General features: G+C 36.6%; 13 protein-coding genes. 6 read left to right on the top strand and 7 right to left on the bottom strand.

Going from position 1 to position 17,794, the window contains the following annotated elements:
- Positions 1–68: 68 nt before the first annotated feature.
- Positions 69–1,553 (top strand): PSP1 domain-containing protein, encoded by a 1,485-nt coding sequence (locus VCM44_RS08195; RefSeq protein WP_334678500.1) that lies wholly within the window; start codon positions 69–71, stop codon positions 1,551–1,553.
- Here the strand turns inward: VCM44_RS08195 and VCM44_RS08190 are convergent.
- The 5 genes from VCM44_RS08190 to VCM44_RS08170 form a co-directional block, all read right to left on the bottom strand.
- Positions 1,534–2,148, bottom strand: coding sequence for an alpha/beta hydrolase (locus VCM44_RS08190; protein ID WP_115362817.1), 615 nt, complete (start codon positions 2,146–2,148; stop codon positions 1,534–1,536). The two genes, VCM44_RS08195 and VCM44_RS08190, sit on opposite strands and share 20 nt — an antisense overlap.
- On the bottom strand, positions 2,138–3,550 hold the full coding sequence (asnS, locus tag VCM44_RS08185) for an asparagine--tRNA ligase (protein ID WP_334678499.1): 1,413 nt from the start codon (positions 3,548–3,550) through the stop codon (positions 2,138–2,140). The genes VCM44_RS08190 and asnS overlap by 11 nt, the downstream gene beginning before the upstream one ends.
- Before the next feature lie 10 nt (positions 3,551–3,560).
- Positions 3,561–4,559 carry an adenosine kinase gene (locus tag VCM44_RS08180; RefSeq protein WP_334678498.1) on the bottom strand — a complete coding sequence of 333 codons (999 nt, stop codon included), beginning with the start codon at positions 4,557–4,559 and terminating at the stop codon, positions 3,561–3,563.
- 13 nt (positions 4,560–4,572) lie between these two features.
- The gene (yaaA, locus tag VCM44_RS08175; RefSeq protein WP_334678497.1) at positions 4,573–5,349 is read right to left on the bottom strand and encodes a peroxide stress protein YaaA; all 777 of its coding nucleotides are present in this window, start codon (positions 5,347–5,349) and stop codon (positions 4,573–4,575) included.
- A gap of 85 nt (positions 5,350–5,434) precedes the next feature.
- A complete protein-coding gene (locus VCM44_RS08170) occupies positions 5,435–6,271 on the bottom strand; it encodes a class I SAM-dependent methyltransferase (RefSeq protein WP_334678496.1) in 837 nt (278 codons plus the stop codon).
- A gap of 86 nt (positions 6,272–6,357) precedes the next feature.
- On the opposite strand from VCM44_RS08170, the gene gcvPB reads away from it, so the two are divergent.
- From gcvPB to VCM44_RS08155, 3 genes are all read left to right on the top strand, one after another.
- Positions 6,358–9,411 carry an aminomethyl-transferring glycine dehydrogenase subunit GcvPB gene (gene gcvPB / locus VCM44_RS08165; protein WP_334678495.1) on the top strand — a complete coding sequence of 1,018 codons (3,054 nt, stop codon included), beginning with the start codon at positions 6,358–6,360 and terminating at the stop codon, positions 9,409–9,411.
- Positions 9,412–9,771: 360 nt separating this feature from the next.
- Positions 9,772–11,364, top strand: a complete 1,593-nt coding sequence (locus VCM44_RS08160; protein WP_115362828.1) for a peptide chain release factor 3 — start codon at positions 9,772–9,774, stop codon at positions 11,362–11,364.
- A gap of 93 nt (positions 11,365–11,457) precedes the next feature.
- Entirely contained in the window at positions 11,458–11,811 is a 354-nt protein-coding gene (locus VCM44_RS08155) for a response regulator (RefSeq protein ID WP_115362830.1), read from the top strand.
- Between the two features lie 28 nt (positions 11,812–11,839).
- Here the strand turns inward: VCM44_RS08155 and VCM44_RS08150 are convergent, their stop codons facing one another.
- Together VCM44_RS08150 and VCM44_RS08145 are read right to left on the bottom strand one after the other, a co-directional pair.
- Positions 11,840–14,929, bottom strand: a complete 3,090-nt coding sequence (locus VCM44_RS08150) for an amidoligase family protein (RefSeq protein ID WP_115362832.1) — start codon at positions 14,927–14,929, stop codon at positions 11,840–11,842.
- Positions 14,930–14,964: 35 nt separating this feature from the next.
- Entirely contained in the window at positions 14,965–15,897 is a 933-nt protein-coding gene (locus tag VCM44_RS08145; protein WP_115362834.1) for a hypothetical protein, read from the bottom strand.
- Positions 15,898–16,049: 152 nt separating this feature from the next.
- On the opposite strand from VCM44_RS08145, the gene VCM44_RS08140 reads away from it, so the two are divergent.
- Together VCM44_RS08140 and VCM44_RS08135 are read left to right on the top strand one after the other, a co-directional pair.
- Positions 16,050–16,994, top strand: a complete 945-nt coding sequence (locus VCM44_RS08140; RefSeq protein ID WP_115362836.1) for a class I SAM-dependent methyltransferase — start codon at positions 16,050–16,052, stop codon at positions 16,992–16,994.
- 24 nt (positions 16,995–17,018) lie between these two features.
- Entirely contained in the window at positions 17,019–17,780 is a 762-nt protein-coding gene (locus VCM44_RS08135; protein WP_115362838.1) for an N-acetylmuramoyl-L-alanine amidase family protein, read from the top strand.
- Positions 17,781–17,794: the final 14 nt, after the last annotated feature.

The raw sequence follows: 17,794 nt of genomic DNA, 5'->3' as shown, positions 1-17,794 counted from the left end.
TAAAGGCTAGACATAAAGCAGTATAAAGAGGACAATAAGATCTGTTCAAAAATAAATTTGGTAATTAAATGACTGATAATAATACGACGCAGGACTCTGAGCAATCAGAAGCTGCTAAAAATACAGAGACAAAACAAGCAAAGGACTCTCATCGAGAATCCAATAAAGAGCAAAAGAAAAAAGCAAATAAGTTCAGCAAGCACGATGACAAACTTGCTAAAGAGCAAGAGGGAAAGTTCGAAGAAGGACAGACCCTAACGATGGTTCGTGTTAGATTTCCTGGTAATGCTAAATCTCAGCCTTTTTTACTTGGTAAGAGAAAGTTTACTTATGGCCAAAAAGTTATTGCCATGAGTGACCGCGGAATGACTGTAGGTTATATCAACTCTTTTCCATATGAAGTTGAATTTGATAAATCAATGCTACCAATCCGCTCCATCTCAAAAGTTGCCACTCAAGAAGATATTGACGAACAAAAAAGCTACATGAAAAAGGAAAATGAGGCTGAAGTCACATGTATTCGCCTCATTGAAAAACATAATCTCAATATGAACCTAACTCACGTTGAATTTATTCAATTTGGGAAAAAGGCCGTTTTCTACTTCACAGCTCCAGAGCGTGTTGACTTTAGAAACCTCGTCAAAGACCTTGTTTCTGAAATAAAGATGCGTATTGAACTTCGTCAAATTTCAGTAAGAGACCGTGCTGCGGCACTTGGTGCAACCGGTGCTTGTGGACTACAAACGTGTTGTTCATACTTTCTAACAAACTACGGTAATACATCGATAAAAATGGCAAAGAATCAAAATCTTGCCCTTATCCCGGCCAAGATTAATGGTGTTTGTGGACAAGTTAAATGCTGTATTAAGTATGAAGATGATGTTTATACAAATAAGAGAGAATTCCTTCCAGGTGAAGGATCATATATTCGCACTAAAAATGGCGATATTGGAAAGGTCCTAAAGCTTCATATTCTCCTTGAACAATTTGAAATGCTTACAGACCGTGGCTATATCCGCCGCTACTATAAGAACCAATTCGACCGCAAACGTTGTCGTCCACCAAAAGATTGGAAATTCCCGACAGAGTTTAGATCAATCACAAAAGAGAACTCTGTTGTTATTGGAATTGAAGAACTAGAAGAAGAGCTACGCCTAAGAAAGCAAGCATTTCTAAAGAGCCTTCACGATGAAGATGATGATCAAGACGAAGATGCTCATGAGTTAATGGATGATGAAGAATCGACTTCAGATGATGAGGAAATTGAAAAGCTTCCTCTTGATTCAACTGAAGATGAAAATGACAATATTCCAAAAGAAAATGTCGAAAAGAAGCGTCATAACAATAATAGGCCAAAGAGACGATCAAATAACAATCGCAATCGCGGCCCTAGAAATGACAAATCAGATAATAAAGATGGTGAAAAGAAGTCTCGTGGGAGAAATAATCGCAACCGACCACCAAAAGGTAAAGGCGGTGGAAACTTCCGTAAACCATCAGGTGAAAAGTCTGAAAACAAAGGGACCAACTCCCCTAAGAAGTCTGATCAATAATTCTTTTTAATGAATCATAAGCGCGATGGTGAGGGAAACGATTTTCTCTTACCATCTCAATATTTGGCAACTTTCCAAGAAACTTCACATTTAACATTTCATCTTTCTTATCAACAACAACCTTACGAAGACATTTCTTTAGCTCAATCTTCTCGTTTAACAAAATAATTTCTCGATAAACACCAAGGCTTACATATGAACGAACGCGAGTCTTTATTGGGGCAAGAGATGGTATTGGAAGGATCGCGGCAGGGCCTTTAGCAACCTTACCAACAAGCTTTGCTAATTTATTACGAGGTATAAATGCAGGAGCAACGTAAGTAATCTTACGATCCCCTACTTCAATCACATCGTGTTGTATAAGCCATTCTATTAATAGAGCACTTAAAGAGTGGGCCACAATATGAGCGGTAGGATTTGTTTTAAATACCTCTTTAATACGCTCACAATCTTCTTTAAGATTTGGCCTGGCCTTCTTATTAAAAGAAAGTGAAATATACTTAACATTTGGATTTGAAAAAATAAAAGATCCCGGGGCCTGATTGAGCCCCGGAAAGAATACTATATTTGGATAGTTTTTTTGATTAGAAGTCACAATTTCCCGGAGTACGAGGGAAAGCAATTACATCACGAATATTGCTCATACCAGTAATATACATAATTGCTCTTTCAAACCCAAGGCCAAAACCAGAGTGAGGAGCAGAACCGAACTTACGAAGCTCAAGGTACCACCAGTAACCTTCTTTCTCCATTCCCATCTCATCCATACGCTTTGTAAGCTTATCAAGGTCTTCTTCACGTTGTGATCCACCAATGAGCTCACCAATACCAGGAACAAGAACATCCATGGCACGAACAGTTTTACCATCGTCATTTTGCTTCATATAGAAGGCCTTACATGTTTTCGGGTAGTCTGTAACTGTAACAGGCGACTTGAAATGAACATCTGTTAAGTATTTCTCATGTTCAGTTTGTAGCTCATCTCCCCAATTCGTTGGGAATTCAAATTTTTGGCCAGAAGCATTTAATATATCAATTGCTTCTGTGTAAGTAATCTTTTTGAACTCTCCATCACGAACGGCAGCTAAAGTTTCAAAATGAGACGCATCAACATCTGTAAATGGCATCTTATATAAGAACTCAAGTTCTTTGCGACAATTAGTGAAAGCATAATCAATCATATACTTTATATAATCAGCAGCAAGATCAGCAACATCATCAAGATCAGCAAAAGCAACTTCTGGCTCGATCATCCAAAATTCTGCTAAGTGACGTTTAGTATTTGAGTTTTCAGATCGAAATGTCGGCCCAAATGTATAAACCTTACCAAGACCAAGAGCGTGGCACTCACCTTCAAGCTGACCTGTAACACATAGTGAAACATCTTTACCAAAGTAGTCCTTAGTAAAATCAACTTCACCTTTATCATTTTTGGACGGGTTTTGCTTATCAAGAGTTGATACATTAAACATCTCACCAGCACCTTCACCATCTACTGCAGTAATAATTGGCGAATTTAAATAGAAGAAACCTTTTTCATTAAAGAAATTATGAGTGGCCATTGCAAGTGCGTGACGTACACGAAAGACTGCGCCAAAGAGATTTGTTCTAACTCTTAAGTGAGCAATATCTCTTAAGTGTTCAAGAGAAGTTCCTTTCTTTTGAAGAGGATATGACTCATCAACTGCACCAATAATTTCACCAGTAACTGCTTGCATCTCAATTGTTTGATTCTTTCCTTGAGACTCAACAACCTTACCTGTGATTGAAACACATGTTCCTGTTAGCATCGTTGATAGAGCTTCATAATTTTCAATATCAGCATCTGCTACAATTTGGAGTAGATCTTGAGAAGATCCATCATTAAGAACAATGAATGAAAACTTCTTAGACTTTCTAACTGAGCGAACCCAACCTTTAACTACTACTTCATTACCGATAAAATCACTTGAACGATCAAATAATTTCTTTAATTCAATACGCTTTAAATCTGTCATTTAATACCTTCTATAAAACTTCTTTTAAAATACTCTGAGTTGTTTCTTTTTCTAGTCTTGGACCATATTGAGTCACAAGTTTTGCTGAGCAAGAACAAGCAAGTGTTCCAGCTTGAGCGTAATTTAGGCCATTAGTAATCCCATAAAGGAATGCTCCAGCAAATAAGTCACCTGCACCATTTGTATCCATAGCAGTTACTTTTGGAGATGAAACGTTTAGACGCTCATTTCCATCGAATAAGTAGGCACCTTTGGCCCCTGCAGTAATAGCAAATGTATGAGAAACTTCTTTAAGAGCATTGAAGGCATCATCTATATTATCCAATCCTGTGAACGACTTCGCTTCTTCTTCATTACAAAATAGAAGATCAAGTTTTTCACTACCGATCATTTTCTTAAAACCATCCTTAAAGAATCCAACAATACCAGGATCAGAAAAAGTTAATGCAACTTTAACATCATTTTTGCGTGCATAATCTCTTGCCGTTTCGCAAGCAGCAATGCCTGCAGCTCCAGTAACAAGGTAGCCTTCCATATATAGCCACTTACTTTCACCAAGACTAGCAAGATCCAGTTGATCTTCTGAATAAGTTGCAGTTGTTCCAAGGAAAGTATTCATTGTTCTTTCAGCATCATCTGAAATCATAACGAGACACTTACCTGTTTCACCATCATATAGGCCTTGCTCAATATTAGACTTTACACCATTAGCAAGAAGATCATTCTTGTAGAACTCTCCTGTCTCATCATCTGCAACTTTACAAGAGTAGAAAGTCTTTGCTCCAAGCTGAGTCGCACCAATAATTGTATTTGCAGCAGAACCACCACATGCTCTGGAATGACCAACGTTATTACCACTTAAAGCTTTAAGAAGATGATCTTGTCTTTCCTTTTCAACAAGAGTCATAAGACCTTTTTCTATTAAGTGATCAGTTAAGAATTCATCACTAACTTTAAATTCCATATCAACAAGGGCATTTCCCATTCCATAAATATCGTACTTCTTCATATAAATTCCTTTATTATTCTTCTCTTCTTTTAAATATTAATTCGTTACTAGCTTCATCAAATCCATCATATTGATATCCGGCCACATTAAACTTCTTGAGACCTTCAATATCTTTGACTTTATTTTCGATAATATAACGGGCCATCATTCCACGTGCTCTTTTAGCATTGAATGAGATCACTTTATATTTACCATTCTTCCAATCAAGAAAGCGTATATTTACTAATTCGGGAACTAGCTTATCTTTCTTCACACTTTTGAAATACTCTTCTGAAGCAAGGTTCACAAGGTACTTAGACTTATTCTTCTTAGCGTCTTCATTGATTTTTTCAACAATTTTATCGCCCCAGAAGTTATAGAGATTTGTTAATCCTTCTGCGTTGATACGTGTTCCCATCTCAAGTCGGTAAGCTCTTAACTCATCAAGTGGTGCTAAAACACCATATAGACCAGATAAGATTTTTAAATGCTTTTGGGCGTAATTCAACTCACTTTTTTTGAATTCACTTGCATTTAGTCCCTGGTATGTATCGCCAGCAAAGCTAAAGACGGCCGCACCAAGATCATTTGTCTTCTTAAACTTTTTAAAACGCTCCACATTTAAATTTGCAAGATTATCAGAGAGCTTCATCATTTTAGAAAGATCACTACTATCAAATTTTGCCATTTTCTTTGCCAACTCACTGGCCTCATCGATGAATGCAGGCGTTTGTAATTCGACATTATTTGCAAGCTCAATTTCTGAGTGGTCAAAATTAAGTTTTTTCGCAGGTGAGATAACAATATCCATGAATATCCTTTGAATAAAATTCGTAACTAAACGCTTGAAATGATAACAATAACTTTATCAAAAGACTATGATTTCTTAGGAGTATTTAAGGGATAAAATAACGTTCATAACGAGTGGATTTACCTGTATAGACAACTTTCTGACACCTAGAATCATCCGGGAGTTCTAAATTAGGTGCTTTCAATGGCCTCTTAAAACAAACCAACTTAAATTTCTTACATAATTCAGATAAAATAGTAGCTTGGTCTTCGTCACTTCCAACAAGTTCTTTGAATGTTTCCATTTCTTTACGGCTAAGGGCGCTCTTTGTTTTGGACTTAACTGATTCGTACATCGGATCATAAAAGCAGCGATCGTAGCCAGCTGGAATTTCACTAGAATAGGCCTGGCCATATTCTAGCCTCATCTGATTTTTAAAGGTTTGAGCAATCATTTCGTCGTCACTAGCACAGGCCTGCAAATAGGCCCATAATCCTAACGCAAAGACATATGGGTTTCTTTCAAAACAAATTAACTTGCATTTAAAACTTAATAATAAACAAGCATCCTTTCCTGTCCCCATTGTTGCATCAATAATTTGATTATGTGCTAAATCATCACCCTTGAGTTTTAGAGCACGAAAAAGAGGCTCTTTAGTAACTGCATAGCGTTTTTTGAGATGTGATTTTAATTCTTTGGCCCAATCCAGTGTTAGCTTAGATGATTTCTTCAAATCAATTAAACTTAACTGTTCACCGTTAAATTCTAAATAATAAGAAACCTCATCAGTTAAGCTTGAACAAATCTCAAATTCGACACCAAAATCCCTTAACTGCTTGGCCCAAAGACCTAGTGCATCGTTCTGAGATTCTAATGATTTCATATTAATATCAATGCCATGAACAAGAATTTGAATAGGTGTTAGTTTTACGTCATTTTTCATATTAAAATCAAGTAGATGGCCTGTTGTTTCTATGTTATAAAATCATTCTTAATTGAGACACAATTTATAACACAATTGGAGAATGGATGTCACACACACAAGACGTTTCTAATGCAACAATCGATAAATTAGGATTTGATCCTAGAAGTTTGAAGGTAAACTCTCAGGATATAAACCGTGAGCTAGCAAAGAATTACATTAGCGCTAGTGATAACGACATAGAATCAATGTTAAAAGAGCTAGGTCTTAATTCTCTAGATGAGCTTTTTTCACATATCAAAGATGACGTTAAATTCTCTGAAAAGATCGCTTTAGAAAAGGGCCTTAACTACGACGAGCTAGTAGCAAATTTAGAAGCACTCTCTAAGAAAAATAACATCCCTACTAATTACTTAGGAGATGGACTACCACAATATAAGATTCACGATATTGTTCCTTACGTATGTAATATCCGCGGACTTACTACTGCCTACACTCCATATCAACCAGAAAGGTCTCAGGGAACACTAAACACTCTTTGGATCTATTCAAGTGCAATAACTGCACTAACTGGTTTTGAAGCAATTAACTCTTCTCTTTATGAAAGATCAACTTGCTTATTTGAAGCACTTAAAACAGGTGTTCGTTTAGCTAGAAAAAAAACAAAGGTTCTTGTAAGTGAGGCAATTTACCCACAAGACAGAAGTGTAATTGAAACAAATGCTGCACATACTGGATTAGAAATCTTATGGGCACCTATTAATAAAGAAAGCGGACTTATTGATTTCGAAATTACAAAAGAGATCCTTACTAAAAATAACGACATCGCTGCATTTGCCTTTGGACAAGTAAACTCTCTTGGACTTCTAGAAGATGTCGATGCTCTAACAGATTTATGCCAAGAAAATGACGTATCTTCTATTGCAATTATTGATCCAATTCTTCTTGCAAACAAAGGACTTAAAAAACCAAGTGAGTACGGAAGTGACAAGTCAGGTGTCACAATGATTGTTGGTGAAGGCCAACACTTATGTCTTGATGCAAATTACGGAGGACCTGGTCTTGGTATTTTCGGTATTCGATTTAACGAAAAGAACAAGAATCAAATCCGTCAAACTGCTGGCCGCTATGTTGGTAATGCAGTTGATATGAATAATAAACAATGTCTAGCAATGGTTCTATCGACTCGTGAACAACATATTCGTCGAGAGAAGGCCACGAGTAATATTTGTTCTAACCAATCTTTTGTAGCAACAATTGCAGGAGCCGCCCTTCTTGCTCACGGTGATCAAGGGCTAGAAACGAAGCTTGGGATCTCAAGACAAAACACACAATACTTCCTTGCTAATATTTTACACCTTGATGGTGTTGAATTAGCTTTTAATGCGCCTTATTTCAATGAAGTCGTTTTAAAAATCAATAAGCCAGTAAAAGACTTCATCAACTCTAATAATGATATTGTTATAGGAAAAGATATCACTGGACGCCACGGGCTAGAAGGAAATCTATTAAAGATTTCATTTGGTGATCTTCATTCACAAGAAGATATCGACAAGCTTATTAGCGTATTTAAAAATAATTTCACAGGTGATGAAAATGCAGATGTATTCATGCCTGATTTACCAGAAAAGTTCCTACGTACAGACGCACCTGGGATAGCTCAATTTACATTAGAAGAAGTAAAGGCCTTCTATGATAAATGTGGAGAACTAAATGTGTCTCCTGATGATGCAATCTATCCACTAGGTTCATGTACAATGAAGTATAACCCATACGTAAATGACTGGGCAGCAGGTCTTAAAGGCTTCACAATGGCCCATCCAGACCTAGATGATAAATACACTCAAGGAACTCTTGAGCTCCTTTATAATATTCAAGAAGACTTTAAGGCCATCACAGGACTACCAGGTGTTGTAACTCAAGCAGTTGCAGGAGCTCAAGGCGAGCTTGTTGGTATTAAAATGTTTCAAGCATACCATGCTGATAAAGGAAATGCGCAAACTAAGAATGTTATCTTAATACCAAAATCAGCACATGGAACTAACCCAGCAACTGCTGCAGTGGCAGGATTTGTTCCTGGTAAAGTGGATGGAAAACAAGTCGGAATTATCACTCTTGATGCTGACCAAAGAGGTCAAATTGATCTTGAGCAATTAAAAGAGATTATTAAAACAGATGGTGATCGCATTGCCGGTATCATGGTTACAAATCCAAATACAGCAGGTGTTTTTGAAGAAAACTTCAAAGAAGTTGCAGACCTAATTCACTCAGTAGATGGGCTTGTCTATATGGATGGGGCCAATATGAATGCAATTGCAGGTATTGTCTCTCTAGAAAAGCTTGGTGTTGATGCTTGCCATAATAATCTACATAAAACTTGGACTATTCCACATGGTGGAGGTGGACCAGGAGATGCTATTGTAGCAGTAAGTGACAAACTCGTTGATTATATACCAGGTACTCAAGTTGAAAAACTTTCAGATGGAAGTTTCAAAAAAGTACGTGCAAAAAAATGCATCGGAGACTTTCACCGTCACGATGGAAATGTTGCCCACAAAGTTCGTGCATACACTTACCTTAAGGCCCTCGGTCAAGACGGCGTTGTTACGATGTCACAAATTGCAGTTTTAAGTGCAAGGTACTTATTTAATAAACTTAAAGATGTATATCCAATGCTACCTCTTGGTGCAGACAATACACCGAGAATGCATGAGTTTATTATTACATTAAGTGATGATATGTTTGCTCATATTGAAAAATCTGGGACACCAAAGAATCAAATCATTGCAAAGGTTGGAAAGCTATTTTTAGACTTTGGACTTCATGCTCCAACAGTTGCCTTCCCTGAAGTTTTTGGTTTAATGATCGAGCCAACTGAATCATTTACTAAAAAAGAATTAGATGAATTCTGTGATGTACTCATTGCAATCAAGAATGTTTTAAGCGATTCTCCAGAAGTTCTTCAAACAGCACCACACTTTACACCAATAAAGAAGGTTGATGAGGTATGGGCCAATAAGAATCTAAAATTCTACACAGAGCTTAAAGAATTGTGGGAGCTACCAAGTGACGAAGTTTCGCCTAAGCAATTAAGGCTAAATGATGCAATCGAAGTAGTTGAAATGATTAGAAAGAAACACAGAGAAATAAAAGAAGCATAGAAATAAAAAACGCCAGTCAGTGACTGGCGTTTATATATTGAAGTAGCAGGAATTGAAAAACATACGAATAATTCGAGAATAAACAACAACACGAAAATTAACACGAATTTGGGGAACAAAGAACAACAACACAACTTTATCGATATGTTTATTCATCAATCCCTGCTACATATGTCTGTGATTTATACGATGTGATTTTGGAAGTTACAACCTATCATTTTTGCACGTGTAAATATTACAAAGGGGTCTTGAACTGTTAAGCCTTGTTATTAACAAAGCTTAATTCAGATATAAGTGGCCCTTATAGAAACGAAAGAAATTAAATAAAATACTAACTGAAAAGACAAGAAAGAAGTAACTATGGAAGATTTAAAAAGAGCAACATTTGCAATCATCTCTCACCCGGATGCCGGTAAGACAACAATGACAGAAAAGCTATTATGGTTTGGTCAAGTTGTAAGAAGCGCGGGGATGGTAAAAAGTAAGCAAGGTAATTATGCTAAATCTGACTGGATGGAGATGGAAAAAGAGCGTGGAATCTCTATTACTTCTTCAGTTATGTCATTCCCATATAACGAAAGGGCCATGCACCTACTCGATACTCCTGGTCACAAGGACTTCTCAGAAGATACTTATCGAACTCTTACGGCTGTTGAAAGTGTTCTTATGATGATTGATTCAGCGAAAGGGGTTGAGGCACAGACAAAGAAGTTAATGGAAGTCTGTCGTATGAGAGACACTCCTATTGTATCTTTTTGTAATAAGTTTGATCGTGATGCTCTTGACCCGTTTGAGCTAATCGACGATGTGGAGAAAACTTGCTCAATTCAATGTGTTCCAATGACTTGGCCAATCGGCTCAGGTGTTGAGTTCAAAGGTGTATACGATCTTCGCAATAAAACGATTATGAGTTTTAAAGATGCTAAAGATCCGTTTAGCCCAAATATTATCGATGCAAGCGATTTAAAAGCGGATCACATTAAAGAATTTGTAGGTGAAACTCTTCTAGAAAAACTTGAAGAAGACCTAATGATGATTGAAGAGTTAATGCCAGAATTTAACGAAGAAGAATTTCTAGCAGGTATCATGACTCCAATGTATTTTGGATCTGCCCTTAATAACTTTGGAGTTAAAGAAGTTCTTGATACTTTTTCAAAATTTGCTCCAGGCCCTGGAGAGCGTGAAGTTCTTAAGGCCCCATTTGAAAAAGAAGAAACACGTATGGTTGATCCAAGTGAAAAGAAGTTCACTGGATTTGTCTTCAAGATTCAAGCAAATATGGATAAGAAGCACCGTGATCGTGTTGCATTCATTAGAGTATGCTCTGGGCGATTCACAAGAGGACAAAAAGTTACTCTTGCAAGAACTGGTAAAGAGATAAAGATTGCAACTCCTCTTATGTTTCAAGCACAAGATAGAGAGATCACAGAGTATGCAATTCCTGGAGATATAATTGGAATCCACGACTCTGGAAAATTACAGATTGGTGATACATTCACTGAAGGTGAAATTATCCAATTTACAGGAATTCCAAGCTTTGCCCCAGAGATCTTTAAAAGAGTTTTATTAAAAGATCCAATGAAAGGAAAGCAGCTTGATAAGGGACTTCAACAACTTTCAGAAGAAGGCTCTGTTCAATTGTTTAAAAGACATAATTCAACTGAAAAGATTCTTGGTGCCGTAGGTGTTCTCCAATTTGAAGTTGTACAAAGAAGACTTGAGGATGAGTACAATGTAAAAGGAGAATATGAAGGTTTCCCTTATACAGGTATTCGCTGGGTTAAAATTCCAACAGAGAAGATGAAAGATGAATTCGTGTCGCGTTATTCTGCTAATATCGCCTACGATATAAAAGGGCGTATATGCTTTATCTATCGCACGGAGTGGGATTTGAAGCTGGCCCAGGAAAAATTTGAAGAAGTGGAATTTTTCAAGACTAATGATTTTAAATAGTTAACTAAACTAAACTAAATATGTCTTGTAAATCAAATAAAAATTAACTATTATTATCTTCACCTTATTGAACAAAAAACAAGGTTAAGAGTATTGAAATTTTTATTTGTAGAAGATGAAGTAGAGTTAGTCGAATTATATCAATATATGTTTGATCGAATCGGCCTAGACTATGAAGTCGCTTATAATGGCGAAGAAGCACTTGAAAAAGTGAAGAATGGTCAATTCGATTTTATTTTCTCTGATATTCGTATGCCGAAAATGAATGGAATTGATTTTCTAAAGAATCTTATTTCAGAAGGTCTCAACTTCAAGAAGTTTGTTTTCGTTACGGCCCATCAAGAAGTCTCACTAGATGAGGTTAAGGAGATGGGAGCACACGACATACTCTATAAACCAATAAGACATCAAGTTTTCATGGATTATATTCAAGATTTACAAGCATAAAAAAGGGCCCTCAACGGGCCCTTTTTATTTATAGAATTTCATTAATTAATTCGTCACAACTATTGGTTCGAACAAACTCTCCAGGTAGCTCACGAGCTGGTACAATTTCTTGTCTCATTTCTTGAGCGGCCATAGCAGCTCTAATACGATGATCATTATTCATTGTATTTAGTTCATCTGCAGGACCTGGTGTCCACTGACGGCCAGTAGAGTTTAAAGCATTCTCTTCACTTCTAGCATCAACGGCCTGTCCCCAACCTCGTTGATGTGGATGAATCGCCATTTTCTCTTCAATATCTCTAAAGAAGACCTTCTGACTCTCAATTTGTGAAGTTGATAATCCTTCCATTGCAGCAGTTCTAAATTGATTTACATCAAGACCTAAGTCATCACAAAGTTTCTTTAAGTCATCTTCAACAGTAGCTGGAGATTTTACATAATCTAAGTGAGTTGTATTATCAACTTCGCCATCTAAAGGCTCAGTTGAATTAATTGCCTTATCAAGCATTGCACGAACTAGCTTAATTTGCATTGCTGATTCAGCAGCATCTCTTGGCGCATTAAACATTCTAAACTCAGCTTTTCTAATTTTCGGGTCAACTCTGAATGTTCTTCTCCAGTCTGTTGTCGGATTTGAAATATCGAAATCATCTGTTACAAACTCTTCAGGAATTACATCTTGGTAATAAGCTGAAACATCAAGTTGTAGGTAACGTGTCTTACGTCCAAAACGAGTGTTAAAGTATCTTTCATTATAAAGAAGTTTTTTAAGCTCTTCCTCTGTTCCGTTAAAGTCTTTTAGCGCATTCTTAAGGGTATCACTAATCTCTATTTGTTCAGAAGTGTGAGTACGATTAATATGCTGGAACATAAGTGAAATAATCCCTCTGTGCTCATGGAAGATCGTTAAAAATCTTGCAAGGGCCTTAGGGTTATCATCAAATGCAGCTAGGTCAATATTCACGTGACCACCACCGGCCATAATAGACGGTAGAACATTATTTTTCTCAAATGCTTTATAAACTGCACTTACTTCTTCAATTGTTGGTGTGAACTTTGGTGTAATAAGCTCTATCGTTCCACCACGTGGAGAATCTGCGATGATTTCACCTTCAGGAGTATACGAACGTCCAATACCGTCCCACTCAACTTGCCACTTACGACCTTTCGAGTCGCGAATAGCATAGGCTACATCTAAACCGTGGCCGTGCCCATCAACCTCTAGCTTAACAGGTGGCTCACCTTCTTCACCGCCAATCTGATCGTAAAGGTCCTTAGCAACTCTCTTAATAATTGCTTCTCTTTCTTGTGAAGATAGATCAATAATCGTTTGTACCCATGCACGTTTTCCATCTTCAAGTCTCTCTTTAGAAGTGATTGACTTAAGTCTTAATGGGAATTTACCTGAATATTCAATTCCTAGATCGATATCATTAACGTCAACTGGATTATTAACTCGGTTAGGAGCATCAACTTTGGCCTTAAAGTCCATTGTTAATTCGTTATAGTCCATATCTTTAGGACGCATATAGTTTTCAAGATCATCAATAAGCTTAGAAGCAGAAACCCATGTACGATTCATTTCACGAATTTCATTTTTCAATTGCGAAGGATCCATATCTGGGTCCATTAGAGCAACCTTTTGCGTATAATCCTTAACTAAGTTTTTAATAATCTCTCTTTTTGTATCACCGATGAAAGCAACACCTGGCTCAGTCCATCCCCAATACATGACTCGATAAGAGTCTTTTATTCCGGCCTTATTCATATTATCAAGGGCCTGCTTAACAACGTCTTGTTCAATTCCAAAACGCTCTGAAATACTCTGTGCAGTCTGAAACGATGAACTATTTAAATTATAATCAGCAATGTCTGCAATTCCACTAAAGTCATTAGCTGCAATTCTAGCGGCAAGTGTTGTTTGATAAAAACGAGCTGGTGCAAGATTCTTTGTCCCCGCTCTAAATTCAATACCTAGTCCGCCAGTATTTCTAACCCATGGTTTCCACTGATCATCAGGTCTAATTACACCGCGGCCACCATGATAGAGATTACTTAAGTTTGCTTCAGATTGAACACTTTTATAATTCGCAAATTCAATTCCAGAATTCCCTTTAATTCCGTTAAGAACAATATAAGACTGGACCATACGATAGAATTCAGAAAGTTTTCCTGTTTCTAATTCAGGGTGTTTTGCAAATACAATACGTTGGTGACCAGGAGCTTGGAATAATTTTATTTTTTTCTCTAATGTTTGAGGGTCACGAATAACCTGTGCTAGTGACTCTCTAAACCAAGCGACCATTTCCTCAAACTCACCATATGTGTTTTGAGCGTGGAAGTTGATTTCCCAACCACCACCTTGTCCACCACCATGTGCGTGGGCATCATTAATAAATTTTTCCGCCTTTCCAAAAACAGAAGTCCACTGAGAATAATCATATCTTTGTTTAAGAAATTTATCTGGAAGGCCAGGTAGATTTCCATTAAACATTTTCATTCTTACAGTAGGTTTAATAAATGAAAGAGGCTTATCCCCCATTTGATCAAAGAGGTTATTAAAAACTGTTTTTAGAGTATCTAAATTTGCCTCTTCAATATTTGTTGCCTTAAGTTCTGTAAGATCAAGTACCTTAGGGTTCCCCTCTAAATCTACAACATCTGAAGCAAGATCGATTTTCTTTCCTGTAAACATATCTTTATATGTACGATAACCATTAGCATCTTTGGCGTAATTAGAAAGAAAGTCACGATAGAACTCTTCTTGCTTTTCAGCACTTAAATTTCCAATTTTTGTTTTAATATAAGAAGTTGGTGGCGTCATTACACGTGTAAGTAAACTTGAAGATGCCTCTTTTTCTGCACCAAAAGTTACCCCACCAAGCATTCCAGGAAGAGTCTGACCATCGACAAGTGCTGCTTTTGCGCTATAGCTTGCCCCAGAATACTGGAGGTCTGCCCAGGCCTCATAGGCCGTTTTATAGTTACCATCTGATGATGGCGTACGATAATCACTATTTTTTACGTGGGAAATACCAAACCAAGCAGCAGTTCCAATCGCAACAGTTCCAAGAACTGGCAAATAGAGATCTTTAAATTTTTTGTTTGTTTTACTCATAGGTCATACCTTTTTGTATATTTAATAAAAATTAATTACTTAAAAAAACATTTCTTAGACTTAAGCTCTTCTATACTTGAAAGAGTCTCAGGAGTCTTATCACTCACCTTGTACAGTTCTTTAAAGAACGCATCTTCCCTTTGTGAAACAGGCTTATTGGCCGCTTCATCAATGGCCTTTGCAAGCTTTGCAGCTCTTTCAGGTGAAAACTTTCCATCAATAATCTTCCAAAATGAATTTTTAGCTCTTGGCCCGACCATTGTTACTTCTCTAGAATTACCTTTGCTAAATTTTGCAACGGCATTAAAGAATTCACGATACTCCTTCTTAGCTCTTTGCTCAGAGAAGCTTAAGAAAATTGCATATGATCTTCTTTCACTACTATTTAGATAGCGAGAAGCATCTTTGATATTATTGTTTCGTGATAATCTAGAAATGTATCTTGTAACTCCGGCAGGAGTTTTAGGTACTCTTTGAACAACTCTCATTAAGTTTGAATCAGCAACTTTCACAAGATTGTTACTAAAACCTAATGTTGCGAGTTCATCTGCTTTACAATACGAACAGTTAAGAACTTTTGCAGATTGCTCACCATATACTGAAGCAATATAAGCGAGATCATTTACAACATCTCTAAAAGTCTCACCTTCTACATCTTTATGAGACATCTTCAATGCTGCCATAACACGACCAATCTTTGCTTGGTCTTCTCTATTGGCACGATTTTTAATATCGGCCAGTGCGGTACTTAAGTCAGGATAACCATGCTTTAAGGAAACAACACTTGTACGAATAGAATCCTTTAATGTCGTTACCGATGCCCCTGAAACACCTTCTTTTACAATTTTTGATTTAATTGAAATAGGCTTTAAAAGCATTTCACCTAAAGTAAAAACACTGGCATTGGCCGATAACGTTATTGCAACTGAAGCGCAGAAAAGTAGCGCACTTTTGCCAAATAATTTCATTAATCTCTCCTCACTTATCAATAAATTTGATAAATAGCTAAAATATCATTCAACTTAACGGGTGAATTAACTGATAACTTGAGTCCAGTAATTGCTTTTTTTTCAAATTAGAGCATAATTTACGTAAATCTGATTAGTTACCAAGGACAGAAATGAGTGCAATACATGGTCGAATAAAAAAACTCTATCGACATAAGAAAAAGTGGGCCAGAAAAAATCAAATCGATTCCTATCGACTCTACGATCGAGATATTCCTGACTTCCCATTTATTGTCGATTGTCATGGCCCATATTGCGTGATTTATCGAAGAGAGATTGATCGAATTGATGAGAAGAAAAATCATCTCCCACTACTCATTGATGCCTTAATCAATGAATGTGAGTACAGTGAAAAGAATATCGTTATCAAAGAAAGAAAAGTTCAAGACGAAACTTTTCAATACACAAAAGAGAGCACACACCAAGATCTTGTCTTTAACTCAAAAGAAGGTGAAATTCAGTTTAAGTTAATTCTTAATCGCTATATTGATACTGGTCTCTTTTTAGATCATAGGCCCCTTAGACAGAAACTAGCAAATGAACAGCTAGAAGATAAAAATGTCTTAAATCTATTTTGCTATACAGGAAGCCTCTCTGTTGCCTCTGCCCACGCTGGTGCAATCGTTACCAGCGTTGACATGTCTAACACCTATCTTAATTGGGCAGAAGATAATTTTAAATTAAATGATATCGATCCGAACAAGCACAAATTTATAAGAGAAGATGTCTTAAAGTATTTAGCACATAACGCTCAAAAGGTTTTAAAAGAAGAAGAAAAATACGATCTCATCATCCTCGATCCTCCATCAATGTCTAAATCAAAGAAAATGGAGAAGCTCTTTGATATTCAAAGTGATCATGTTGAACTTATAAATAATTGTGCAAAGCTTTTAAAGAAAGATGGGACTCTCTATTTTTCAAATAATTTACGCAGCTTTAAGCTTGATGAGAGTGTTCAAGAATCATTTGACGTCAAAGACCTCACCAAATGGAGTATTCCACAAGACTTTCACGATGCAAAAATACACAAGCTGTATAAAATAAATTTGCACTGCTAGATTTTGTCCATATAATGGTAATACATGAGTTTAAAACTTCTCTTTCAATTGATTACAACATTAATTATTTGCACCAATATAATGGCAGCAACGGTCTTAATAGACCCAGGACATGGGGGTGAAGACTGTGGAGCCAAAGCAAAAGTGTGGAAGAAGAAAAAGCTAAAGGTAGTTTGCGAAAAAGATATCGCACTAAAAATTGCAAAAAAACTCAAAAAGTTTATCAATGAAACAAAAAGGCATCGAGCCTATTTAACAAGAACTCTCGATACTACAATCACCCTACAAAAAAGGGCCGATATGGCCGACATAATAAAGGCCGATATTTTCATTTCAATTCACTTAAATGCAGCAACAGATAAGAGCTCAAATGGCTTTGAAACTTATTATTTAAATAATCATAAGGATGCGGCAATAACAAAGATTGAAAATGTCGAAAACCGAGATCTTCACGGCAAAGAAGTTGTTATCAATAATATTCTTACAGACCTTGTTGTTGAAAGAGTTGCTCCAGAATCAAAAAAGCTTGGAGAAAATGTTCACGGAGAACTAAGTAAACTCTTAACAAAGAATTATAAAATGAAAGACCGAGGCTTAAAACCAGGTCTCTTCTATGTTTTGGCCCTTTCAAAAAGACCTTCAATTCTCTTGGAGGCTGGTTTTTTAACAAATAACTCTGAAGCTAGTTTGGTATTGGATAACTGGTTTCACCACCTTTATGCAAAGTACGCTGCAAAAGGTATTATTAGCTACTTAGACTCCATATCAGGCCCTAACCTCTTTTAATTTATTTTTCTCAA

It is taken from the genome of Halobacteriovorax sp. DPLXC-1, assembly GCF_036903125.1.
GTDB classification, from domain to species: Bacteria; Bdellovibrionota; Bacteriovoracia; order Bacteriovoracales; family Bacteriovoracaceae; genus Halobacteriovorax_A; species Halobacteriovorax_A vibrionivorans.
This window is presented reverse-complemented; position numbering and strand designations above follow the sequence as displayed.